This is a genomic window from Pseudomonas sp. 7SR1 (genome assembly GCF_900156465.1).
Lineage (GTDB): Bacteria > Pseudomonadota > Gammaproteobacteria > Pseudomonadales > Pseudomonadaceae > Aquipseudomonas.
Map to the genome: position 1 here is coordinate 1,071,517 of NZ_LT707064.1, position 25,519 is coordinate 1,097,035.

The window sequence follows — 25,519 nt, forward strand, 5'->3', positions numbered from 1 at the left end:
GCTCGCGCCCAGGGGGCTCGCAAGCTTGATGGGCTGCATCACGCCCATCCTTTCGTACACCGCCCACGGCCATCAGGTGCGGTATCTATGTACCGCCCTCTCCCGGTGCTGCTCCACTAGGTTGTCCTTCCGAAAACTGCTCAGGAAGAGACCATGCCGGACAACCACCCGCCCACACCGTCTTTCAACCCGCCCCAGGCCAATGGCACCGCACTGACCACCCAGCTCGAGGCGTCGCAACAGCGGATGATCCGCCTGAACGATGCCATTCCAAGGGCATCGCAGATCGCGACGCGGCACCTGGACGACTGGTTCAAACGCACCTTTCCCGCCATCGCGGACACGGTCGATGTAAAAGAGCTGGCCCTGTACACATGGCGAGACGAGGCCATCCCCCCCGCACAACGCAACAGCGGCGGACCGGCGACGCGCAGGGTGACGGACACGGTGGCCCTCGACACGCTGCTCTGGCGGGCAATCGCCGGCAGGGTCGATACACAGGCGTTTTTCGTCGAACTGGACAACGTCGACGTCATCACGAACCAGGGCGAAACCACCCAGATGCCCGTGGCACTGAACACCCGCATCGCAAAGGAAGAAATCAAGCGCTTGAGCGACACCCTGGCGGAATCGTTCGCAGAGCTTCTGGCGCAGGCACTGGACGACTTCTGGGATGGATCCACCGAGTTCACCCAGGAACGCCACGTCAGCGACTGGCTGGCAATGGAGTTCGGTGTTCAGCTAAAGGCCCAGGCCGATCTTCATCATCTGGACGGAACGTTGAGCCCGCAGATGCACAAGGCAGTGGCCGACCTGGGGGTATCGGCCCCGGACGCGGCCTCTCGCGCCAGCATCACGGAGCGGCTGCGACCTGGCATCCACGCCTTGGCGTTGACCCCCGAAGGCTGGGGATTCAGCGTACCGCTGACCTCCGCCATTGCGCTGACCCAGCACGACAGCCAAGACCATCCCGGACATGCACTGCTGTACAGCCCGGGCGAACCGCTGGAGATCTACCGGGACCTGGCCGCCCTGAAAGCCGGCCTGGCGCAGCACGATAACGCCGGGGACAGGGTGCACATTGCGCCCATGACGCAGAACTTCCTCGCTCATCTGGTCGCCGACCTGCGCACAACGCAAAAGGCGGCAGTGCATGACACCTTGCTGGACGGCCCGGCCGAAGACGAAAGACTCAGCGCGTGGGTGGCCAGGATCGATGCCGCGGCGAACATCGGGGACAGGCTGGACCTGGCCGCAGCCATGGACGAGCGCGAACTGCGGCTGAACCAGAAAAAACTGGACGACTGGTTGCACGGCAACCCGAACGTCACGGGCTCCGACCGCGTGGCCTGGTGGCGGGCGGTGCAGGACCTGCAGAAAACCCTGGACGACGTGTCGCCCCCTCCGGACCCGGTGACCCTGGCGACCCAGGACGCGCTCCAGGCGCGGATCCGCGAGCTGCTTGTCCGATTCGTCAAGGAAAAACACCCATCAGCCGACCCTGACCGGATCGTCCTGGGGATCCGCAAACAGATCCTCGATCCACACGCCCCGACGGGTGAATCGCCGTTTGGTTCTGGCATTTCACGCGACCCGGTGAAAGCCATCGTGGATGACCGGCGCTCCATGACGCAATGGGCCATGTCCAACCTGACCCCGGACGAACGCAATGCCACCCACGTTAGCGTGGAGGGGCCGCTGAGCTTCGCGCAGATCGTGGAGGTCATCGAGCGGGCGAACGTGGGCGCCCGTCTACCGGCCGAACTGCAACTGGCCGCACGTACTCGCCAGCCGCAATGGATGGCCGTCAAGGCGAAACAGATGCGGGCCCAGGCTTGGGCCGCCCATATCTCCGGCGACCTGAGGCACGACCGGGACAAGACCGGACTCAACCTGGTGCTGGCGGCACTGGACAGTCCGGCGCCGGAAGGGCGCAGAAAGGTCAATGGCCACGAGGTGGTGGTCCGGCAGGTCCAGTGGGGCGACAGCGTGCTGAAGGAAATCCTCGCGTTCGGCGTCAGGACACTGGCGAGTCGCCCCTCGCTGACGCTGTATACGCCCGGGGCACCAGACGGCAAGACGTTCAGGGACGTCGATGCCAACAGCGACCGAGAGCTGGAAGCCGCGCTGGTGCGGACACTCACGGCCACGCTGGACATGACCCGCTGGCTGATCTCGCAATTGCCCTTGCTCGAGCAAGCCGACCAGCTTGCCAGCCTGGTGCCGGCCTCGGAGAACCTGACGCTCAACGAGAAGATAAGGAAGATCACGCAACCGAGCTTCTCGTGGATAAGACACAGGGTCCTGGATGACTTTGCGTCGAATGTCTATTCGCCCGTGGTCAAGGCAGACCTGTTCAAGGCGCTGCACGAGACCCAGATAACCCATGCAATCAAGACCGCCGACTCGCTGACCGTAAGCAATGCCGAGCGCGACAGCACCGCGGCACAGGAAGGACGCAGAAAGGGTGTCGCGTTATTGACCGGCGCCATGGCCATGTTCTACGCCGGCCGCCTGGGCGGAGTACTGGGGCGCGCGATCCTGCCGACCATGGCCGGCGGCGCCGCGGTATCGGCGATCAAGGACGAGGACGGCAGCTTCAGCCAGTGGGCAGGGGACTTTATCCACGGGCTGGGCGAGGTGTTGGCAGAGGCCGGACAGGACCTGATCATGGCCCGCGCGGCACACCGTCGCAGCAAGGAGCGCCCGAGGCTGTCGTCGCTTGCTCGAATGCCAGACCCGGAACTGGAGCCTTTTGTCCTCAAGGGCTTCAACGGCAAGGGGTTGGCGCCCGAAGGTCGTGACCGGTATCGGGATGCCGGCGGGCAGGGCTACCTGAAGCTAGGCAAGGACTATTGCAAGACCGCGATACAGGAAGGCGAGCAGATCATCTATGCGTCCAACAATCGGTCGAACCAGCGAAGGGTGGCCTGGAAAAACGGTCGCTGGCAACTCCAGGAACCGCTGCGACTGCTCGGCGGGGGAAACCTGCTGAGTCTGTTCAGCCGGACTCCCGAAACTGCGCAACGCAAAACCTGCAACGCCCTGGTCGAGGGGGTCCTGGTGGATCATCACTGGCCTTCGCGCAAGGTGGTCTCCATCGCGAGAAAGGTCATCTACTCGATGCCCGACGAACTGGCAGAGCGTATCCTGCGCGAGAGCATGAGCGACCTCGGCGTCGACAACATAGACACCTATCGCTCACGGATAGACGCCATAAACAAAGGACTGCGCAGCTTCACGCCACATAAGGTCCACCACGAAAACCTGCTGTACAAATACAACGTATGGCAAGCCGTCGATTACTGCACCCAGGACCTCCAGCCCCAAGGCCTGCAACTCAACTCGACCCAGAAAATCCGAATCTTCGACATGACACTGCCGCTCAGGCGCGAGCTTTTCGACAGTGAAGGCAATTTCAAGATGATGATGTCGTCCCTGCCCGACAACCTCACCGGCGCACTGTTCGTCACGATCATCCCCGAACAGGGCAAGAAGAAAGCCGCGATGACCAAGATACAGGCGGATATCCATGATGTGGTTGCCGCTGCCGAACAAAGAGTCTGGCGCGAGCTGGGGACCGACTTCCCCGGGGAAGGACCTGAAGTCGAGGCCGCCAAGAAAGAGTACAAGGAAACGCCTGAAAACCTTGCGCTGTACAAGAGCAAGAAGCTGCAGATCTTCAGGGAAGAAATGCAGAAACGACACAAGCCCGGGCTCCTGACGGAAATCCGCAACAACAGGATTCCTTATCTCATCATCAACAAGGGCAAATCACTGCGCAAAACGCTACTGGTGACCCAGGAGGACATCACGGATTTCAGCAGAAAACTTTCCAACTACGACGCCTTCGATATCGAGGTGGTGACCCAGGTCCCTTCGAAAAAAGTGCCTAGCAAGACCCCGACCACCAGCACGCCTGTAGCCCCGCCGCAAGCATCGCCGGTCAAGGACAGGTTCACCGTAAGCGCCAATACCCTGGCGGAAACACAGATGTCCTACAACAGCTTCCCCGACGCGGCCAAGACCAGGATCACGCAGATCATGGACGACATCCGCGCCGGCAGGGCCACCACCAAGAGAATCAACAGGTTCTACTGGTACGACATGGCCCAGCTCTCCCCCGGCGGCGGCAGAGGGGCCTGGCGCGCGGCGTTCGAACGCAAGGGTGATAGCTGGATACTCCAGGGCTTCTACGACTATCACGTCAATAAACCTGCGACGGTCTGGGAGGGCTGAGTAAAACTGACCGACCAAAGGCAAGCCCTGTGGACAGGGCTTGCTCGCGAACGAGGATGGTTTTGACCGCGTCACTTCCGGCCGAGAGGCTCCTGTCCGGCATCAGGAAACAGACAAAGCCCCCTCGTCGGTCAACAACGCCACGAACCCCTTGGCCATCGGCGAACGCTGGTCCTTGCGCTGTACCAGCCACACGGCCGACACCGCCGCGGGGTCGAGCAGCGGTCGATAGACCACGCCATCGATTCGCATCCGCTGGTAAGACGCCGGCAGCACCGAAACACCCAGCCCCGCCGCCACCAGGCCTATGATGGTCATGGCTTCCCCGGCCTCCTGGGCGAAATGCGGACTGAAGCCGGCGTCGCGAGCCAGGTTCAGGAGCTGCGCATACAGGCCGCTGCCGTAGCTGCGGGGAAAGAATACAAAGGGTTCATGGGCCAGCGCCGATAGAAACAGCCCCTCCTCATTGCCCTGGGCCAGTGGATGCTTGGCGCTGAGCACGGCCACCAGGGGTTCGCGGCTCAACTCGATGACACTCAGGGAGTCGGGCAGCGGCAACGGGCGCATGATGCCGACTTCGATCGCCTCGTCCACCAGCGCATCGGCCACCTGGGTACTGCTCATTTCCCGCAGGTTCAGGTGCACGGCCGGAAATCGCTGGCGAAAGGAGAAGATCGCCTGGGGGATGGTGGAATTGAACGGCGCCGAGGAGGTGAACCCGATTTTCAACTCGCCCAGTTCCCCCTGCTGGGCGCGGCGGGCTACGTCAGCCGCCTTGTCGACCTGGGCCAGGACCCGTCGCGCCTCTTCCAGAAACAGCCGCCCGGCTTCGCTCAGTTCGACCCGACGATTGGTGCGCTCGAACAGACGCGCGCCGATCTCCTGTTCCAACGCCTGGATCTGCTGGCTCAAGGGAGGCTGGGAGATACCCAGCGCCAGCGCGGCACGGCCGAAATGAAGCTCCTCGGCGACGGCGATGAAGTAACGCAGATGACGCAATTCCATGGGCCTTCCAATAAGTCGTTCAACGTCTTAAACAGGTCGAACAATATATTGGATAGAAACATTAGCCGGCTATATGCTTTTTTCATTGCCTGCCTGGCCGTGCTTCCCCCGAGGTTCATCGTGAAAACTGCTGTCGCTCCCCTGGCCCATGAAATCCCTCCCCAGCCGGACAACGTCGCTGGGCAACTGGCGGACATCTACATCGAGAAAGGCACCTCGATGTTCATGCATACAGTCCTGGCGCTGTTCTGCGGCGGGTTCGCGACGTTCGCCCTGCTGTATTGCGTGCAGCCGATGATGCCGCTGTTGTCGGCGGAGTTTTCCATCAACGCCGCCCAGAGCAGCCTGATCCTGTCGGTGGCGACCGCCTTGCTCGCCATCGGCCTTTTGATCACCGGTCCGATCTCCGACCGCATCGGCCGCAAGCCGGTGATGGTCGCGGCGCTGTTCGCCGCGGCGTTGTGCACGATTGCCAGCGCCATGATGCCCACCTGGCAAGGCGTACTGGTACTGCGCGCCCTCGTGGGGCTGTCGTTGAGCGGACTGGCGGCCGTGGCCATGACCTACCTGAGCGAAGAAATCCATCCCAAGCACATCGGCCTGGCGATGGGCCTGTATATCGCCGGCAACGCCATCGGCGGCATGTCCGGACGGCTGATCGCCGGCGTACTGATCGACTTCGTCAGTTGGCACACCGCGATGCTGGTGATCGGCGGTCTCGCACTGATCGCCGCGGCGGTGTTCTGGAGGATTCTTCCCGAGTCGCGCAACTTCCGTCCGCGCTCGCTGCACCCACGCAGCCTGCTGGAAGGGTTCACCATGCACTTTCGCGATGCCGGGTTGCCACTGCTGTTTCTCGAAGCGTTCGTGTTGATGGGGGCGTTCGTGACGCTGTTCAACTACATCGGCTACCGCCTGCTGGCCGCGCCTTATCATCTGGACCAGGCGTTCGTCGGCTTGCTGTCGGTGGTGTACCTGTCGGGTATCTACAGTTCGGCCAAGGTCGGCTCGCTGGCCGACAAACTGGGTCGCCGCAAGATGCTCTGGGCGACCATTGCACTGATGCTGGCAGGCCTGGTGCTGACTCTGTTCACTCCGCTGTCCCTGGTGATCCTGGGCATGCTGGTGTTCACCTTCGGGTTCTTCGGTGCCCACTCCGTCGCCAGCAGCTGGATCGGTCGCCGGGCAACCAGAGCCAAGGGGCAGGCCTCATCGCTCTACCTGTTCAGCTACTACGCGGGTTCGAGTATCGCGGGCACGGCCGGTGGCGTGGCCTGGCACCTGGGTGGCTGGAACGGCATCGGATTGTTCATCGGGGCCTTGCTGGTGATTGCGTTGGGGGTGGCATTGAAACTGGCCAAGCTACCGGTGTTGCCGGGCAACATGCAGGTCTAGCCTGGAGATTGATCGAGCCCGGGCCTGCCGCCCGGGTCATTGCTGCATCGTCATCCGCGCCTCCAGGATTCCCTCGCGCACTTCCAGGCTCAGCGTCTGCAGGGTCGCACCATCCCGCTCGTGCCGATCCAGCCAGTCGAGCAGTCGATTGACATCGCCACTGGCCATCGTCGAGATCTTCGTTGATGCCGCCGAAGCGCTCTTATTCAAAGTGAATGATAAAGAGGCGAAAAAAAGCCTGCCTGGAACGAATCCCGGCAGGCTGGGTGAGCAGGCTTTGATCAGCCGTGGTATTGCGCCGACAACTCATGCACGGCGCGCAGGAAAGCACCGGCGTGTTCCGGATCGACTTCCGGGGTGATGCCGTGACCCAGGTTGAATACGTGGCCGCTGCCCTTACCGTAGCTGGCCAGGATTCGACCAACCTCGGCACGAATGGCTTCAGGCTTGGCGTAGAGGACGGTCGGGTCCATGTTGCCTTGCAGGGCCACCTTGTCACCGACCCGCGCACGGGCGTTGCCGATATCGCAGGTCCAGTCCAGGCCCAGGGCATCGGCGCCCGCGTCGGCGATACTCTCCAGCCACAGGCCGCCATTCTTGGTGAACAGGATCACCGGTACCTGGCGCCCTTCATGTTCGCGAATCAGGCCGCTGACGATCTTGCGCATATAGGCCAGGGAGAACTCCTGATAGGCCGCCGCCGACAGGTTGCCGCCCCAGGTGTCGAAGATCTGCACCGCCTGCGCCCCGGCCATGATCTGGCCATTGAGGTAGGAGGTGACCGACTGCGCCAGCTTGTCCAGCAGCAGGTGCATGGCTTGCGGGTTGTCGTAGAGCATCGCCTTGGTCTTGCGGAAGTCCTTGGACGAACCGCCTTCGACCATGTAGGTCGCCAGGGTCCAGGGGCTGCCGGAAAAACCGATCAACGGCACGCGACCGTTGAGCTCGCGGCGAATGGTGCTGACCGCATCCATGACGTAGCCCAGGTCCTTTTGCGGATCCGGGATCGGCAATGCCTCGATGTCGGCCAGGGAGCTGACGACCTTCTTGAAGCGTGGGCCTTCGCCGGTCTCGAAATACAGACCCTGGCCCATGGCGTCGGGGATGGTGAGGATGTCGGAGAACAGGATCGCCGCATCCAGCTGCGGGTAACGATCCAGGGGCTGCAGCGTGACCTCGCAAGCGAATTGCGGGTTCATGCACAGGCTCATGAAATCGCCGGCCTTGGCGCGGCTGGCGCGGTACTCCGGCAGATAGCGACCGGCCTGGCGCATCATCCACACAGGGGTGACGTCTACGGGTTGCTTGAGCAGGGCGCGAAGGAAACGATCGTTCTTCAGGGCAGTCATGTCGGCATCCGGAAAAAAAGTGCGGGCATTTTCTCAGAGCGCGACGCAAAAGGCACGGCAAGAGCCGTGCCTTTTATCTATCGGGGCAATTTGTCGCGGTGTCATGCAATGTTCAGCAACACCAAAAAACAATTGTGGGAGCGAGCTTGCTCGCGATGAGGGCATCACATTCAACATGTTCGTTGACTGATCCACCGTTATCGCGAGCAAGCTCGCTCCCACATCTGATCGCACTCCAGCGTTAGGAAGTGATCAGACCCCCAGGTAATCCAGGATCCCTTCCGCCGCGTTGCGGCCTTCGAAGATCGCCGTCACCACCAGGTCGGAGCCCCGTACCATATCGCCGCCGGCGAAGATCTTCGGGTTGCTGGTCTGGTGCTTGTACTGGCCCTGCTCCGGAGCCACCACACGGCCCTGGCTGTCGGTCTGGATGCTGAACTGCTCGAACCATGGCGCCGGGCTCGGACGGAAACCGAAGGCGATGACCACGGCGTCGGCCGGGATGATCTCTTCGGAACCCGGGATCGGCTCGGGACTGCGACGACCACGGGCGTCTGGCTCGCCCAGACGGGTCTCGACCACCTTCACGCCTTCGACCTTGTCTTCACCGACAATGGCGATCGGCTGGCGGTTGTAGAGGAACTTCACCCCTTCTTCCTTGGCGTTCTTCACCTCTTTGCGCGAGCCGGGCATGTTGGCCTCGTCACGACGATAGGCACAGGTCACCGACTTGGCGCCCTGGCGGATCGAAGTCCGGTTGCAGTCCATCGCCGTGTCGCCACCGCCGAGCACCACGACCTTCTTGCCCTTCATGTCGACGAAATCTTCCGGCGACTTTTCAAAGCCCAGGTTGCGGTTGACGTTGGCGATCAGGAAATCCAGGGCGTCGTACACGCCGGGCAGGTCTTCGCCGGCAAAGCCACCCTTCATGTAGGTGTAGGTGCCCATGCCCATGAACACGGCATCGTATTCTTCGAGCAGTTGCTCCATGGTCACGTCCTTGCCCACCTCGGTGTTCAGGCGGAACTCGATACCCATGCCGGTGAAGACTTCGCGACGATTGCTCAGCACGGTCTTTTCCAGCTTGAACTCGGGGATGCCAAAGGTCAGCAGGCCACCGATCTCCGGGTTCTTGTCGAATACCACCGGGGTCACGCCGCCTCGCACCAGCACGTCGGCACAGCCCAGGCCCGCCGGGCCGGCACCGATGATGGCGACCCGCTTGCCGGTCGGCTTGACCTTGGACATGTCCGGGCGCCAACCCATGGCGAACGCGGTGTCGGTGATGTACTTCTCCACCGAACCGATGGTCACCGCGCCGAAACCGTCGTTCAAGGTGCAGGCACCTTCACACAGGCGGTCCTGCGGGCACACCCGGCCACAGACTTCCGGCAGGGTGTTGGTCTGGTGGGACAGTTCGGCGGCCTGGAGGATGTTGCCCTCGGCCACCAGCTTCAACCAGTTGGGAATGAAGTTGTGCACCGGGCACTTCCATTCGCAGTACGGGTTACCGCACCCCAGGCAGCGGTGGGCCTGGTCGGCCGACTGCTGGGGTTTGAAGGGCTCGTAGATTTCCACGAACTCTTTCTTGCGTTGACGCAACAGTTTCTTCTTCGGATCCTTGCGCCCGACATCGATGAACTGGAAGTCGTTACTCAGACGTTCAGCCATTGTTAAAACCTCATCAAACTCTTCAGGCGCATATCACTGCGGGTTGGCACGGGTGCTGGAAAGCAACGACTTCAGGTTGGCAGCCTTGGGCTTGACCAGCCAGAAACGGCGGACGTAGTCATCGAGGTTCTCGGCGAGCTCACGCCCCCACTCGCTGTGGGTTTCCTCGACATACTCGTCCAGCACGCGTTGCAGATGGCTGCGGTAGGCTTCCATCGCCTCGCCGCTGATCCGCTGGATTTCCACCAGTTCGTGGTTGACCCGGTCAACGAAGGTGTTGTCCTGGTCGAGCACGTAGGCGAAACCGCCGGTCATGCCAGAGCCAAAGTTGTAACCGGTCTTGCCCAGCACACAGACGAAACCACCGGTCATGTATTCGCAGCAGTGATCGCCGGTCCCCTCCACCACGGTGTGGGCCCCGGAGTTGCGCACGGCGAAACGCTCGCCCGCGGTACCGGCGGCGAACAGCTTGCCGCCAGTGGCGCCGTACAGGCAGGTGTTGCCGATGATGGCACTGTCCTGGGTGCGATAGACGCTGCCCTTGGGCGGAACGATGACCAGCTTGCCGCCGGTCATACCCTTGCCGACGTAGTCGTTGGCATCGCCTTCCAGGTACATGTTCAGGCCGCCGGCGTTCCAGACGCCGAAGCTCTGGCCAGCGGTGCCCTTGAAGCGGAATGTGATCGGCGCCTGGGCCATGCCCTGGTTGCCATGGCGGCGGGCGATCTCGCCGGAGATCCGCGCACCGATGGAGCGATCGCAGTTGCAGATGTCCAGTTCGAACTCCGCGCCGCTCAGGTCGTTGATCGCCGAAGTGGCCATGTCGACCATCTTCTCGGCCAGCTCGCCCTTGTCGAACGGCGGGTTGCGGTCCACCTGGCAGAACTGCGGCTTGTCCGCCGGAATGTGGTCGCTGCCCAGCAACGGGGTCAGGTCCAGATGATGCTGCTTGGCGGTCTGGCCTTCGAGCACTTCCAGCAGGTCGGTACGGCCGATCAGCTCTTCGAGCGAGCGCACGCCCAGCTTGGCCAGCCACTCACGGGTTTCCTCGGCCACGTAGGTGAAGAAGTTCACCACCATGTCGACGGTGCCGATGTAGTGGTCCTTGCGCAGCTTCTCGTTCTGGGTCGCCACGCCGGTGGCGCAGTTGTTCAGGTGGCAGATGCGCAGGTACTTGCAGCCCAGCGCGATCATCGGCGCGGTACCGAAGCCGAAGCTCTCGGCACCGAGGATGGCGGCCTTGATCACGTCCAGGCCGGTTTTCAGGCCACCGTCGGTCTGCACCCGGACCTTGCCGCGCAAGTCGTTGCCGCGCAGGGTCTGGTGGGTTTCGGCCAGGCCCAGTTCCCACGGCGCACCGGCATACTTGATCGAAGTCAGCGGCGACGCACCGGTGCCGCCGTCATAGCCGGAGATGGTGATCAGATCGGCATAGGCCTTGGCCACACCGGCGGCAATGGTGCCGACGCCGGCCTCCGCCACCAGTTTCACCGAAACCAGCGCCTTGGGGTTCACCTGCTTGAGGTCGAAGATCAGTTGCGACAGGTCTTCGATCGAGTAGATGTCGTGATGCGGCGGCGGCGAGATGAGGGTCACGCCGGGCACGGCATAACGCAGCTTGGCGATCAGACCGTTGACCTTGCCGCCAGGCAGCTGGCCGCCTTCACCGGGCTTGGCGCCCTGGGCGACCTTGATCTGCAGTACCTCGGCATTGACCAGGTATTCCGGTGTGACACCGAAACGACCGGTGGCCACCTGCTTGATTTTCGAGCTCTTGATGGTGCCGTAGCGCGCGGGATCTTCGCCGCCCTCACCGGAGTTGGAACGCGCACCGAGGCGGTTCATGGCTTCGGCCAGTGCTTCGTGGGCTTCCGGGGACAGGGCGCCGAGGGAAATACCGGCGGAATCGAAGCGCTTGAGCACCGACTCCAGGGGTTCCACTTCGCTGAGGTCCAGCGGCGTGTCGAGGGTCTTGACCTTGAGCAGGTCACGGATCATCGACACCGGACGGTTGTCCACCAGCGACGTGTATTCCTTGAACTTGGCGTAGTCGCCCTGCTGCACGGCGGCCTGCAGGGTATTGACCACATCCGGGTTGTAGGCATGGTATTCGCCGCCGTGGACGAACTTCAGCAGGCCACCTTGCTGGATCGGCTTGCGCGGGCTCCAGGCTTCGGCGGCCAGGGCTTTCTGCTCGGCTTCGATGTCGACGAAACGCGCACCCTTGATGCGGCTCGGCACGCCACGGAAGCTCAACTCGCACACTTCTTCGGACAGGCCGATGGCCTCGAACAGTTGCGCACCGCGGTAGGACGCAATGGTGGAGATGCCCATCTTCGACAGGATCTTGAGCAGGCCCTTGGTGATGCCCTTGCGGTAGTTCTTGAACACCTCGTAGAGGTCGCCCAGCACTTCACCGGTACGAATCAGGTCGCCCAGCACTTCGTAGGCCAGGAACGGGTAGACCGCCGAGGCACCGAAACCGATGAGCACCGCAAAGTGATGCGGGTCGCGGGCGGTGGCGGTTTCCACGAGGATGTTGGAATCGCAGCGCAAGCCTTTTTCGGTCAGGCGATGGTGCACCGCACCCGTGGCCAGCGAAGCATGGATCGGCAGCTTGCCGGGCATGATGTGCCTGTCGCTGAGCACGATCTGGGTACGACCGGCGCGCACGGCTTCTTCAGCCTGGTCGGCGACATTGCGGATGGCCGCTTCCAGGCCGACGCTCTCGTCGTAGTTCAGGTCGATGACCTGGCGCTGGAAGCCCGGGCGATCGAGGTTGGTCAGCGAGCGCCACTTGGCCGGGGAAATGACCGGCGAGCTGAGGATCACCCGTGAGGCGTGCTCCGGGGACTCCTGGAAGATATTGCGCTCGGCGCCCAGGCAGATTTCCAGGGACATCACGATCGCTTCACGCAGCGGGTCGATCGGCGGGTTGGTGACCTGGGCGAACTGCTGGCGGAAATAGTCGTACGGCGTGCGCACGCGTTGCGACAGCACCGCCATCGGCGTGTCGTCGCCCATGGAACCGACCGCTTCGTAGCCCTGCTCGCCCAGTGGGCGCAGCACCTGGTCACGCTCCTCGAAGGTGACCTGGTACATCTTCATGTACTGCTTGAGCTGGTCGACATCGTAGAAAGCCGAGCCGTGGTCGTTGTCTTCCATGGTCGCCTGGATGCGCAGGGCATTCTTGCGCAGCCATTGCTTGTATGGATGACGGGACTTGAGACGGTTGTCGATGGCGTCGGTGTCGAGGATCTGGCCGGTCTCGACATCCACGGCGAAGATCTGGCCCGGGCCCACGCGGCCCTTGGCGATGACGTCCTCGGGCTGGTAGTTCCAGACGCCGATTTCCGATGCCAGGGTGATGAAACCGTTGGTGGTGGTGACCCAGCGCGCTGGACGCAGACCGTTACGATCCAGCAGGCAAACGGCGTAGCGACCGTCGGTCATGACGATCCCCGCCGGGCCGTCCCACGGCTCCATGTGCATGGAGTTGTATTCGTAGAAGGCACGCAGGTCCGGATCCATGGTCTCGACGTTCTGCCAGGCCGGCGGCACGAGCATGCGTACGCCACGGAACAGGTCGATACCACCGGTCACCATCAGCTCCAGCATGTTGTCCATGCTCGAGGAGTCCGACCCCACGCGGTTGACCAACGGGCCAAGCTCTTCGAGGTCCGGCATCAGGTCGTTGGCGAACTTGGTGCGACGGGCCAGGGCCCAGTTGCGGTTGCCGGTGATGGTGTTGATCTCGCCGTTATGGGCGAGGAAGCGGAATGGCTGGGCCAGCGGCCATTTCGGCAAGGTGTTGGTGGAGTAGCGCTGGTGAAACACGCAGATGGCGGTTTTCAGGCGCTCGTCGCTCAGGTCCGGATAAAACGCGGCGAGGTCCGCCGGCATCATCAGGCCTTTATAAATGATGGTCTTGTTGGAGAAGCTGCAGATGTAGTGGTCGGTGTCGGCAGCGTTGGCCACGGACGAACGACGACGGGAACTGAACAGCTTGATCGCCATTTCCTGGTCGCTCAGGCCTTCACCAGCGATGAACACCTGTTCGATCAGCGGGAGGCGCTCCAGGGCCAGGCGGCCGAGGACGCTGGTGTCGATCGGCACTTTGCGCCAGCCAACCAGTTGCAGGCCAGCGGCCAGGATCTCGCGGTTCATGTTCTCGCGAGCGGCCTGCGCCTTCACCGGGTCCTGATTGAAGAACACCATGCCCACCGCGTACTGCTTGGGCAGGGTCACGCCAAACGTTTCCTGGGCAACGGCGCGCAGGAACTCGTCAGGCTTCTGGATCAGCAAGCCGCAACCGTCACCGGTCTTGCCGTCGGCGTTGATCCCACCGCGGTGGGTCATGCAGGTCAGGGCCTCAATGGCGGTTTGCAAAAGGGTATGGCTAGGCTCGCCCTGCATATGGGCTATCAGGCCAAAACCGCAGTTATCCTTGAATTCATCTGGTTGGTACAGACCTGCTTTCATAGACACTTTCTCACCAGGCTGCCTCTTGCCGAGGCAAATTTCTTTTCAATTCAACCAGTTGCATTTCGCGCCGAACGTACGCCGGCTTTGCGGGGGCAAAAGGGAGGTCATTGTACATGCCGACACAGACGCTCACAAATTTGACGACGAACTGTCGCAAATCCATGTCGCATTTGTGAAAGGTTTAAAGCTATATGCTGTGCTAGTCAAAACTTTTTTGGGTTCGACCGCTACGACTCAAACGCTACTGTGACGCAGACACCGCAAGGCGCGCGGCCTGAAAGGTCGCCCGCCCCTGCGGAAATGTTGAGGTTGCCGGGAGAGGCGGCCTGGGTAAGGCCGCCGAATCTTCAGCGAGTTGCAGCCAGTTCCTGTTGGACGCTGGCGACAGTGCGAGGCCAAGGTTTACCAGCCTGAACCTTCGCTGGCAAGGCCTTGATGGCGGAAACGGCCGCATCGCGGCTGGCAAAGCTGCCGTAGGTGATGACATACAGCGGCTTGCCGTTGAGCACCTTCTTGAAATAACGATACTCGCCGCCCTGCTCCTTGACGAAGTTCTGGGCGGCCGCCTCGGAGCTGGTGCCGAGGATCTGCACCACGTAGTTGCCTGGTGCCTGGCCGGCGTACCAGCTGCCACCCGCGGCCTTGGCCGTGGTAGTGGCAGGCTTGGCGGCCGGCGCAGGTGCCGGCTTGGCCACCGGTGCTGGCGTCGGCGCGGGCTTGGCGGTAGCGACCTGGGCTGGGGCAGGCGTCGGCTTGGCGGCTGGAGCCGGCGCCGGTGTCGGGGTTGGTGCCGGACCTGCCGGCACGCCGACGGGCGGCGCCGTGGTGGTCACGGTTGGCGGCGTATCGCTGCTGTCGTCGATCGGAGGCGCCGAGCCGTCATCACCCTCGGTGATACCGCCGGCCGCTTCGGCCAGGGGACCGCGCATGACCGGTTGCGACTGGCCGACCAACGGCAGCGGCATCGGCTGGGTATTGCCGGCGAACTCCACCGCTGGCGCGCCGCCGTTGGGTTGCGGCGTGCCCTGGCCAAGGGGCAGTTGCGCCTGTTCGTTTGCCGGTGTGCCCGTGGAGGGCGCCTTGTTGCGACCCGGCATCAGCCACGCGGCGGCAATGGCGACCACGACCACGGCGGAAATCGCCAATACGTGCTTCTTCGGCATGTTGAACCCCATACTTGGACGCTTCACCGCTGAGCGGCTGGCAATCATGATTTCGATCAAGGCATCGCGGGCGACCTGATTGATGTTGCCAGGCCAGCCGTCGGAGCTTTCGTGAATCTCAGAGATCTGATCGGCGGTGAAAAGTTCGATACCCCGGCCGGCTCCTTCAAGACGCTGGGCCAGGTATTCGCGGGTTTCTTCCTCGGTGTAGGGCGCCAGCTCGATGATGTGGAACCGCTCTTCCTCGAGCTGCAACTGCTCCAGACCGGCAATCAGCGACGACTCGCCGAAGAGGAACACATGAGGACGACCTTCCGGCGCACCGGCAGCCAGTTCCAGCAGCACTTCGAGGGCCGATTCGTCGAGCTGCTCGGCGTCATCCACCAGCAGGTAGACCTCCTGACCGGTCAACGCCAGCTGAACGATCTGCTCGAGAATCGCGCCGATTTCAGCCTGGGCGACATTCAGCGCCTGGGCCACCTGGCGCAACACACCCGCTGCGTCGCCGGCACCACGGGCCGAGACCACCACGCTTTGCACCGACTGCTTGTTGGTGCTGGCCACCAGGGCCTGGCGCAGCAGAGTCTTGCCGCTGCCCTGGGGACCGGTGACCACCAGCAGCAACTGGCTGTAGCGCGCCAGGTGATGCAATTGCCCAAGCACCGGCTTGCGCTGGGCCGGGAAGAACTTGAAGCCGGGGACCCGAGGAGCGAAAGGGTCGTGACTCAACTGGAAATGGCCGAGGAAAGCCTCGTCGGCATGCAAACTAGTCATCGGAATCTTATTAACCTTTAAGCTGAGCCAGGGCGCGATAATCCGCTCCCAGCGTGGCCTGTAGAACCTCTTTCGGATAATCGTCGGTCACTACCGCTTCGCCCATGCGGCGCAGCAGCACCAGGCGCAGGCGACCGTCGATCACTTTCTTGTCGATAGCCATGTGTTCGAGGAAATCGGCCTCGGTCATTTCCTCCGGCGGCACCACCGGCAGCCCGGCCCGCTGGAACAGGCGAATGCCACGATCACGCTCCTCCTGGCTGATCCAGCCCAGGCGCGCGGACATTTCCAGGGCCATGACCGTGCCGGCCGCGACCGCCTCGCCATGCAGCCAGACACCATAGCCCATATGGGTCTCGATGGCGTGACCAAAAGTGTGGCCCAGATTGAGCGTGGCGCGCACACCCGACTCCCGCTCATCGGCGCCTACCACGGCGGCCTTGGCGGCGCAGGAGCGCTCGATGGCGTAGGTCAGGGCGGCCTGGTCCAGGGCCCGCAAGCGGTCGACATTCTCCTCGAGCCAGCCCAAGAACGGCTCGTCGCAGATCAACCCGTATTTGATGACCTCCGCCAGCCCGGCGGACAGCTCGCGAGCCGGCAGGGTCTTGAGGGTAGCGGTATCGATCAGCACCACGTTGGGCTGATAGAACGCACCGACCATGTTCTTGCCCAGGGGATGGTTGATCCCGGTCTTGCCACCCACCGACGAGTCGACCTGCGACAACAGCGTGGTGGGGATCTGGATGAAGTCGACGCCGCGCTGGTAACAAGCGGCGGCAAAACCGGCCATGTCGCCGATTACGCCACCGCCCAGGGCAACCACCGTGGTACGGCGGTCATGCCGTGCGGTCAGCAGGCCGTCGAAAATGAGTTGCAGGGTTTCCCAGTTCTTGAAGGCTTCGCCGTCGGGCAACACCACGGAAATGACCGAAAAAGCCGACAGGCTGCGGGTCAGACGCTCCAGATACAGAGGCGCGACGGTTTCATTGGAAATGATCGCCACTTGCCGCCCTGCGATGTGCGGCGCCAGCAGTTCGGGCTGGTCCAGCAAGCCTTCGCCAATATGGATCGGGTAGCTGCGCTCGCCCAGGTCGACCTTAAGTGTCTGCATGTGTCCCCACAGTGAAGATGGAATCAGGCGTCCTGCCTGCGATTAACAAAAGTGCCCAACGGGGTTAAATCCCCCGCTACAGGTCCCGGTGCTGGCCATGACACCACGGGATGGTCATCCGCCGCGCCCCAGGCGGGCCATGACGGGACGTCGAGGATAGCGCATTTCGCCAGGCGCATTAACGGGGAGGCAATTGCTGCAGACGTTCGAGAATGTCCAGCACCACCATTCGTGGTGGCCGCTCGTCGGTTTCCACCACCAGATCGGCGATCTCGCGATACAGCGGATCGCGCAACTCCAGCAAGTCCCGCAGGGTCTTGGCCGGATCGGCAGTGCGCAACAATGGACGGTTGCGATCCCGGGCGGTACGACCGACCTGCTGCTCCACGGAAGCATGCAGATAGACCACTCGTCCGCCAGCGTGCAGCGCCTGTCGATTGGCCTCGCGCATCACTGCGCCGCCACCGGTGGCCAGCACCACGCCATCGAATGCGCAGAGCTCGGCGATCATCGCCTGCTCGCGATCACGAAAGCCGGGTTCGCCTTCCTTGTCGAAGATCCATGGGATATTGGCACCCGTGCGCAATTCAATTTCCTTGTCGGAATCTTTGAACGGCAGGCGCAGCTCTTTGGCCAGCAAACGGCCGATGGTGCTTTTTCCAGCCCCCATCGGCCCAACAAGAATCAAATTTCGCACAGAATCAACGACTCACAGCAATCGCCTGGTTGTTCATGATACGCGGAGTGAGGAATACCAGCAGCTCGGATTTTTTCTCCGAAACCACATCACGCCGGAAAAGGCGGCCAAGATACGGCACATCGCCAAGAAATGGCACCTTATCTACGACCTTGCTCTGAGTATTTGAGAAAACGCCGCCAATCACAATGGTCTCGCCATCGTTGACCAGCACCTTGGCATTGACCTCGTTTTTCTTGATGGGCGGTACTTCCTGCACCTTGTTCAGGTAATCCGGCTCGTCCTTGGTGACCTTGACCTCCATGATGATGCGATTGTCCGGGGTGATCTGCGGCGTCACCTCCAGCGACAGCGAGGCCTCCTTGAAGGACACCGAGGTCGCCCCGCTGGAACTGGCTTCCTGGTAAGGGATTTCCGTGCCCTTGAGGATTTTCGCCGTCTCCTTGTCGGAGGTCACCACCTTGGGCTGGGAGACGATTTCCCCGTTTCCGGTCTTCTCCATGGCGGTCAGTTCCAGGTCCAGCAGGACATTGTCGGTGATGAACGCGATGCCGATTCCCGATGTGTTGCCCGACGCGCCCATGTCCACGAACGGCTGGTTGGTGCTGGTGCTGCCCGGTGTGCCGATGGTGGTGGAGTCCCCGGTGCTGACCCCGGAAGCGTTCCAGTTACCCTTGTTCTGTATCGAACCACCCCAGCGCACCCCCAGGCTCTTGTCGTAATCGACGTTGGCCTCGACGATACGTGCCTCGATCATCACCTGGCGCACCGGGATATCCAGCTGGGCGACGATCCGTCGCAGTTCATCGAGCCGGTCCTGGGTCTGGTAGGCGATGATGTTGTTGGTTCGCTCATCGACCGTGATGGTGCCGCGCTCATCGGCCTTGGCCTCGGCGCTGGTCACCGACTGGAACAGCTTGGCGATGTCCGCCGCCTTGGCGTAGTTGACCTGCAGCAGTTCACGCCGCAATGGCGCCAGGTCGGCGATCTGCTTCTGGGACTCCAGCTCCTGGCGCTCGCGCGCGGCGATTTCATCGGCCGGAGCCACCAGCAACACGTTACCGACCTTGCGCTTGTCCAGCCCCTTGGTCTTGAGCACCAGGTCCAGGGCCTGGTCCCACGGCACATTCTGCAAGCGCAGGGTAATTGCGCCCTGCACCGTGTCGCTGGCCACCAGGTTCAGGTTGGTGAAATCGGCGATCAACTGCAGGACCGAACGCACTTCGATGTCCTGGAAGTTGAGGGACAGCTTCTCGCCACTGTAGGCGGCCCGATCGCTATTGCGTTTCTGCAGGTCTTCGACGGTCATGGGCCGGACGCTGACGGTCAGCCGGTTATCGGTCTGGTAGGTGGAGTAATCGAAGGTACCACCGGGCTCGATACTGACGGTGGCCTGGTCCGAGCCGGCGCTGGCATTGACGAACTGCACCGGGGTGGCGAAGTCCTTGACGTCCAGGCGCACCCGCAGCGGTTCCGGCAGTTGGGTCCTGGCAAAGGTGAGGATGATCTTGCCTTCGCGCTCCTGGATGTCCGGAGCGATGGAAGGGTCCGACAGATCGATCACGACATTGCCCTCGCCCTGGGTTCCTCGCTGGAAATCCACGCCGCGAATGGCCCTGCCCGTCGGCGCCCTGGCCCTCGCCGGCGCAGGACTGGCGGCACCGAGGGACGACGCCTGGGCCGTGGTCCTGGGGGTCGCGCCCTTGCCGATCACCACGAACAGGCTGTTGCCCTCGACCCGGGCGTCATACGGCGCCAGCTGGGTGAGGCCGATGATCAGCCGCGTACGATCCCCCGCCTCGACCACGGTGGCGCTGCGCGCATTGCCGCCCCCCAGGTCATGGGTCTTGCGGGCCAGCTGGCTGGTGACCCCGGGCAAGTCCAGGGCAATCCGGGCCGGCTGCTCGGTGGTATAGCCGCGAGGCGTCGGTGGCGGCCCGTCGAAGGACAGCTTCAACTCGACTCGGTCTCCCGGCAACGCCGCGACATCCAGGGCCTTGAGGCTGGCCGCATGGGCCATCGGCGACATCAGCGCTATCCATAGCGAAATACCGAGGGCTGTCAAAATCCTGTTCATTGTTGGGATTCCACTAATGAGTGCTCTTTCAAAGGAATGGTCCGTGGTCGCTCCAGCCACGTCCCCTCGCCGTCAGGTACGATTTCCACCACATCGACCTGAGTGGCACTGATGGCGACGATCCGCCCGTCGTTGCGTCCAAGGTAGTCACCGACCTTGAGCCGATGCACCCCGCCCGCGCCACGCAGCAGCGCGAAGGAACCACTGGCATTGGCAATCGTGCCGACCATTTCGAACTGTTCGATATTGAAGCCTTCCAGGTATTGCTTGGTCCGGTTGGGGTCGGGCCGCACATTGCGCGAGCCCTGCTGCCGACTGGCCTGGTCCACCGGGACCTGCCGGGAAAACGGACTGCGCAGGTTGGCGGCGCTGTAGGTAAAGGTCTCATAGGGCCTGAATACCGGCATCGGCTCGATCTTGCCGGGCGGGCGCAAGCGGACCTCGTTCATATAGGCGTCCAGGTCGTCGAAGCCATCGCCGCCGTTGCAGCCCGCCAGCACGACCAGGCCCGCCAGCAGGCCGGCGCAGCGAAACGACCTCATGGCTGCTCCTCCTGCTCGTTGTAGCGATAGGTCTTGGCCTGGATGCTCATGCGCAGCTTCGATCCGCCGTTGGGCTCCAGGGGGGCAATCTCGAAATCGTGCAGCGTGACGATGCGGGGCAACCCGGCGACACCGCTGACGAAGGTCGCCAGGTCATGGTAGCCGCCGGTCACAGTGATCTGGATCGGCAGTTCGATGTAGAACGGCTGGGTGGCTTCGGGGAGCAGCTTGATCTCCTCGAACTCCAGGCCACTGCCCAGGCCGGTTCGGGTGATGTCCTCCAGCAGTCCGGGGACCTCGGTGTCGCTGGGCAATTGGCGCAACAACACGCCGAAGGACTCCTCCATCTGCTTCATCTGTTCGGTGTAGCGCTCCAGGTTCGCGGCCATGTGGGCCTTGCCCGCGAACTGCGCCTTGAGGGTACTTTCCTCCCCGCGCACCTGCTGCAGCTGATCCTCCAGGTCGCTGAGGGCAAAGTTGTAGCCCAGGCCCAGGACCAGGATCACCAGCAGGACACCGGCCAGCCATTTGACCGGCATGGGCCAGGAGCCCAGGTTATTGGTGTCCAGGTCGCTGATATCGATCTTGCGCAGCGCGTCGAACCACTCCGCCGGTCTCATTGGGCCTCCTCGATGTCAGCCGGACGGGTCTGGCGTACCGTCAACTGGAACACATTGGCCTGGTCGAGCTGGCCGGCCGTGGTGGCCTTGACCTCCGTCAGGCTGGGAGCATCGAACAGGTCCGATGAGTCCAGGTTGCGCATCAGGTCCGAGACCCGGTTGTTCGACTCGGCGGCCCCCTTGATGGACAGCGTGTGGTCTTCCATCGTCACTTCGGTGAAATACACCCCGTCGGGCAAGGTGCGCACCAACTGGTCGAAGATGCGCCCGCTGACCGGCCGGTTGCCCTGCAAGTCCTGGATGATGCGCATGCGCTCCAGCAACTGCTGGCGACGGGCTTTCAGCTCGCTGATCTGCTTGATGCGCTCATCCAGTTCCGCGATCTGCTGCGAGAGGTGATTGTTACGGGCCAGCTGGTAATCGATGGCGCTGTTGAGGTACTGGACCGCAATCAGTATCACGCCTACCGCGCCGACGAGCGCTCCGGTCAAGGCCAGCAGAAAGCGTTTGCGGCGCTCTTCGCGAAGCTCTTCGCGCCAGGGAAGCAGGTTGATCCGCGCCATCAGTCGAAGCTCCTGAGGGCCAGCCCGCAGGCAATCATCAGTGCCGGCGCATCACTGGCCAGGGCACCGGCATTGACCCGGCTGCCCAGGGCCATGTTGGTAAACGGGTTGGCCACCTGGGTCGGCGTGCCCAGGCGCTGTTCGATCAGCCGGTCCAGCCCCGTGACCGACGCCGTGCCACCGGCCAGCAGGATGTGGTCCACCGCGCTGTACTGGCCCGACGCGAAGAAAAACTGCAGGGAGCGCGACACCTGCTGCACCAACGCTTCGCGAAAGGGCTGCAACACTTCGCCGGAATAGTCGTCCGGCAGGCCACCCTGCTTCTTTGCCAGCCCGGCCTGCTCGAACGTCAGGCCGTAGCGACGCTGGATCTCCTCGGTCAGCTGGCGACCGCCGAACAATTGCTCACGGGTATAGATGATGCGGCCGTTGTGCAGCACGCTCAGGGTGGTCATGGTGGCGCCGATGTCGATCACCGCTACCGTGAGCCGTTCCTGGGACGCGGCCAGTTGCGTGGCCAGCAGGCCGAAGGCGCGCTCCAGGGCGTAGGCCTCGACATCCACTACCCGCGCCGTCAGCCCGGCCAGCGCCAGGGCGGCCTCGCGGACCTCGACGTTCTCCTTGCGACAGGCGGCCAGCAGCACTTCGACCCGCTCGGCGCTGCGCGGCGAGACGCCCAGGACTTCGAAATCGATGGCCACCTCATCCAAGGGATAGGGAATGTACTGGTCCGCCTCGATCTTGAGCTGGTTCTCCATGTCGTCGTCGGACAGCCCGGCGTCCATCTCGATGGTCTTGGTGATCACGGCGGACCCCGCCACGGCCACGGCGACATTGCGCAAGGGTGTCCTGGCCTTGGCCACTACCCGCGACAGCGCCTGGCCCACCCCTTCGAGCTCGGCGATGTTCTTCTCGACCACGGCGTTGGCCGGAAGCGGTTCGACCGCGTAGGACTCGACACGGTACCGGTCGCCCTGGCGACTCAACTCGAGCAGCTTCACCGACGTGGAGCTGATATCTATCCCCAGAAGCGCATGGGCTTTTTTATTGAAGAGTCGTAGCACTACCAATTCCCTATGACTATCCGTGAGTTACGGACTCTCTAATACGCATTGCGTTCAATCACGCCGGTCCGACGGATGTCCGGATGGCGTTTGCACCGCGAAAAAATGCTTATAATGCGCAGCGTTTTTTTCGCTTTGTTGCTCGCATGGGTCCTTCCCTGCACCTGACGCCTTTTCATTCTTTGCCTGGATATCCAAAAGCCTTGATTCGTCTGCTGAAATTTTTCGGATGGTCCATCGTCGCCGTTTTCTGCGGACTGCTCCTGGGTCTGAGCGGTGCGTTTCTTTACCTTAGTCCGGGATTGCCATCCGTGGAGGCGCTGAGAAGCATTCAGTTGCAGATTCCCCTGCGGGTCTACAGCAGCGACAACAAGCTGATCGCCGAATTTGGCGAAATGCGCCGCACGCCGATCCGTTTCGCCGACATTCCCCCCAATTTCATCAATGCGTTACTGAGTGCTGAAGACGACAACTTCGCCAACCACTACGGCGTCGATCCCGGCAGCCTGATGCGAGCCGCGAGCCAGTTGATCAAGAGCGGGCATATCCAGTCCGGCGGCAGCACCATCACCATGCAGGTGGCCAAGAACTTCTTCCTGACCAGCGAGCGCAGCTTCTCGCGCAAGACCACCGAGATTCTCCTGGCCCTGCAGATCGAGCGGCAGCTGACCAAGGACGAGATCCTCGAGCTGTATGTGAACAAGATCTACCTGGGTAACCGCGCCTATGGCATCGAGGCGGCGGCCCAGGTGTACTACGGCAAGTCGATCCGCGAGGTCAGCCTGGCACAGATGGCGATGATCGCCGGCCTGCCCAAGGCCCCGTCGCGCTTCAACCCCCTGGCCAACCCGGCGCGCAGCAAGGAGCGCCGCGACTGGATCCTGGGACGCATGTACAAGTTGGGCAAGATCAGCGAAGCCGAGTACACCGCCGCGATCAACGAGCCCTTGAACGCCAGCTATCACGTGCCGACCCCGGAAGTGAACGCCCCGTATATCGCCGAGATGGCCCGGGCCGAAATGGTCGGCCGCTACGGCAGCGATGCCTACACCGAAGGTTTCCGCGTGACCACCACGGTACCGAGCAACCTGCAGGAAATGGCCAACACCGCGCTGCACGAAGGCCTGATGACCTATGACCAGCGCCACGGCTACCGCGGGCCTGAATCGCGCCTGCCAGGCAAGACCAAGGAAGCCTGGGCCCTGGAACTGACCAAGCAGCGCACCATCAGCAGCCTGGAGCCGGCCATCGTCACCCAGGTGGACAAGGACGGCATCAAGGTCCTGACGCGTAACGGCGAGCTGGAAGAACATGTGAGCTGGGACACCATGAAATGGGCGCGTCCTTTCCTCAATACCAACAGCATGGGCGCAGCCCCCCGGCAGCCGTCGGACGTCGCCCAGGTCGGCGACCTGATCCGGGTGCAGCGTCAACCGGACAATTCCTTGAAGTTCAGCCAGATTCCGGCGGCCCAGGGTGCCCTGGTGTCCCTCGACCCGCAGGACGGCGCCATTCGCTCGCTAGTGGGTGGCTTCGCCTTCGAGCAAAGCAATTACAACCGGGCGTTGCAGGCCAAACGCCAGCCCGGCTCGAGCTTCAAGCCGTTCGTCTACAGCGCCGCCCTGGACAATGGCTACACCGCCGCCAGCCTGGTGAACGATGCGCCCATCGTGTTCGTCGACGAGTACCTGGACAAGGTCTGGCGGCCGAAGAATGACACCAACACCTTCCTCGGCCCGATCCGTCTGCGCGAAGCGCTGTACAAGTCCCGCAACCTGGTGTCGATCCGCCTGCTTCAGGCCCTGGGCGTCGACCGCACCATCGACTACATCAGCAAGTTCGGCTTCAACAAGCAGGACCTGCCTCGCAACCTCTCCCTGGCCCTGGGCACCGCGACCCTGACGCCAATGGAAATCGCCACGGGCTGGAGCACGTTCGCCAACGGCGGCTACAAGATCACCCCGTACATCATCGACAGGATCGAAAGCCGCAACGGCGAGACGCTGTTCGTCGCCAATCCGCCACGGGTGCCGACGGGCGAGCAGGCCAGCGATGGCGTCGCAGCACCCGCCGCCGAAACGTTCACGGTGAACGCGCCCCCAGGCGAAGCCACGACTGCCCCGGCGGTACCGCAGGCCCCGGTCATTGCCGAGCGCATCATCGACGGCCGGACCACCTACATCCTCAATAGCATGCTGCAGGACGTGATCAAGCTCGGCACCGGCCGGCGCGCCCTGGCGCTGGGTCGAACCGACCTGGCGGGCAAGACCGGCACCACCAACGAATCCAAGGACGCCTGGTTCTCGGGCTACAACGGCGATTACGTCACCACCGTCTGGACCGGCTTCGACCAGCCTGAGAGCCTCGGCCGCCGCGAGTTCGGCGGCACCGTGGCGCTGCCCATCTGGATGACCTACATGGGCGCCGCCCTCAAGGACAAACCGCCTCACACCCAGCCGGAACCGGAAGGCATCCTGAGCCTGCGGGTCGATCCGGTCAGCGGCCGCGCCGCGACGCCAGGTACCCCAGGGGCGTATTTCGAGCTGTTCAAGAGTGAAGACACCCCGCCGTCGGTCAACGAGCTGGGCAACGGTGTAGCGCCAGGCAGCCCGCTGCCGGCGGACGAAGCGGCACCGATCGATTTGTTCTAGGGAAGCAGCGGCGAGCTTCAAGCCGCAAGCTTCAAGTAAAGCCAAAGCAAGCGCGGTAGGCTTCGCTTCTAATGCAGCTTGAAGCTTGCCGCTCGAAGCCCATAAAAAAACCT

Annotated in this window: 16 protein-coding genes; 3 read left to right on the forward strand and 13 right to left on the reverse strand. The window is 62.7% G+C overall.

Annotated features, from left to right (window positions below; translation table 11 throughout):
* Window positions 1-153: 153 nt before the first annotated feature.
* Window positions 154-4,239, forward strand: a complete 4,086-nt coding sequence (locus tag BW992_RS04930; RefSeq protein ID WP_076405704.1) for a dermonecrotic toxin domain-containing protein — start codon at window positions 154-156, stop codon at window positions 4,237-4,239.
* Between the two features lie 102 nt (window positions 4,240-4,341).
* Here the strand turns inward: BW992_RS04930 and BW992_RS04935 are convergent, their stop codons facing one another.
* Window positions 4,342-5,244 carry a LysR family transcriptional regulator gene (locus tag BW992_RS04935; protein WP_072397992.1) on the reverse strand — a complete coding sequence of 301 codons (903 nt, stop codon included), beginning with the start codon at window positions 5,242-5,244 and terminating at the stop codon, window positions 4,342-4,344.
* A gap of 141 nt (window positions 5,245-5,385) precedes the next feature.
* Between BW992_RS04935 and BW992_RS04940 the strand changes: the two genes are divergently transcribed.
* Entirely contained in the window at window positions 5,386-6,639 is a 1,254-nt protein-coding gene (locus BW992_RS04940; protein ID WP_432214369.1) for an MFS transporter, read from the forward strand.
* A gap of 36 nt (window positions 6,640-6,675) precedes the next feature.
* Here the strand turns inward: BW992_RS04940 and BW992_RS27335 are convergent, their stop codons facing one another.
* The 12 genes from BW992_RS27335 to BW992_RS05000 form a co-directional block, all read right to left on the reverse strand.
* Window positions 6,676-6,807 carry a hypothetical protein gene (locus BW992_RS27335; RefSeq protein WP_256327883.1) on the reverse strand — a complete coding sequence of 44 codons (132 nt, stop codon included), beginning with the start codon at window positions 6,805-6,807 and terminating at the stop codon, window positions 6,676-6,678.
* 113 nt (window positions 6,808-6,920) lie between these two features.
* On the reverse strand, window positions 6,921-7,988 hold the full coding sequence (gene hemE / locus BW992_RS04945; protein WP_072397990.1) for a uroporphyrinogen decarboxylase: 1,068 nt from the start codon (window positions 7,986-7,988) through the stop codon (window positions 6,921-6,923).
* Window positions 7,989-8,240: 252 nt separating this feature from the next.
* On the reverse strand, window positions 8,241-9,659 hold the full coding sequence (locus BW992_RS04950) for an FAD-dependent oxidoreductase (RefSeq protein WP_047225960.1): 1,419 nt from the start codon (window positions 9,657-9,659) through the stop codon (window positions 8,241-8,243).
* Window positions 9,660-9,692: 33 nt separating this feature from the next.
* Window positions 9,693-14,141, reverse strand: coding sequence for a glutamate synthase large subunit (gene gltB / locus BW992_RS04955; protein WP_076405706.1), 4,449 nt, complete (start codon window positions 14,139-14,141; stop codon window positions 9,693-9,695).
* Window positions 14,142-14,491: 350 nt separating this feature from the next.
* A complete protein-coding gene (locus tag BW992_RS04965) occupies window positions 14,492-16,081 on the reverse strand; it encodes an AAA family ATPase (protein ID WP_072397988.1) in 1,590 nt (529 codons plus the stop codon).
* A 10-nt stretch (window positions 16,082-16,091) separates the two neighbouring features.
* The gene (gene aroB / locus BW992_RS04970; protein ID WP_072459090.1) at window positions 16,092-17,192 is read right to left on the reverse strand and encodes a 3-dehydroquinate synthase; all 1,101 of its coding nucleotides are present in this window, start codon (window positions 17,190-17,192) and stop codon (window positions 16,092-16,094) included.
* A 178-nt stretch (window positions 17,193-17,370) separates the two neighbouring features.
* A complete protein-coding gene (gene aroK / locus BW992_RS04975) occupies window positions 17,371-17,889 on the reverse strand; it encodes a shikimate kinase AroK (protein ID WP_072397986.1) in 519 nt (172 codons plus the stop codon).
* A 4-nt stretch (window positions 17,890-17,893) separates the two neighbouring features.
* Window positions 17,894-19,966: a type IV pilus secretin PilQ gene (gene pilQ / locus BW992_RS04980; protein WP_072397985.1), complete on the reverse strand. Its 2,073-nt coding sequence runs from the start codon at window positions 19,964-19,966 to the stop codon at window positions 17,894-17,896.
* Window positions 19,963-20,508 (reverse strand): pilus assembly protein PilP, encoded by a 546-nt coding sequence (locus BW992_RS04985; RefSeq protein ID WP_076405708.1) that lies wholly within the window; start codon window positions 20,506-20,508, stop codon window positions 19,963-19,965. Before BW992_RS04985 ends, pilQ begins: the two co-directional genes overlap by 4 nt.
* A complete protein-coding gene (gene pilO, locus BW992_RS04990; RefSeq protein WP_072397983.1) occupies window positions 20,505-21,128 on the reverse strand; it encodes a type 4a pilus biogenesis protein PilO in 624 nt (207 codons plus the stop codon). Before pilO ends, BW992_RS04985 begins: the two co-directional genes overlap by 4 nt.
* Window positions 21,125-21,691 carry a PilN domain-containing protein gene (locus tag BW992_RS04995; protein WP_072397982.1) on the reverse strand — a complete coding sequence of 189 codons (567 nt, stop codon included), beginning with the start codon at window positions 21,689-21,691 and terminating at the stop codon, window positions 21,125-21,127. The genes pilO and BW992_RS04995 overlap by 4 nt, the downstream gene beginning before the upstream one ends.
* The gene (locus tag BW992_RS05000) at window positions 21,691-22,755 is read right to left on the reverse strand and encodes a pilus assembly protein PilM (RefSeq protein WP_072397981.1); all 1,065 of its coding nucleotides are present in this window, start codon (window positions 22,753-22,755) and stop codon (window positions 21,691-21,693) included. Before BW992_RS05000 ends, BW992_RS04995 begins: the two co-directional genes overlap by 1 nt.
* 206 nt (window positions 22,756-22,961) lie before the next feature.
* On the opposite strand from BW992_RS05000, the gene BW992_RS05005 reads away from it, so the two are divergent.
* Window positions 22,962-25,406 (forward strand): penicillin-binding protein 1A, encoded by a 2,445-nt coding sequence (locus BW992_RS05005; protein WP_168199566.1) that lies wholly within the window; start codon window positions 22,962-22,964, stop codon window positions 25,404-25,406.
* Window positions 25,407-25,519: the final 113 nt, after the last annotated feature.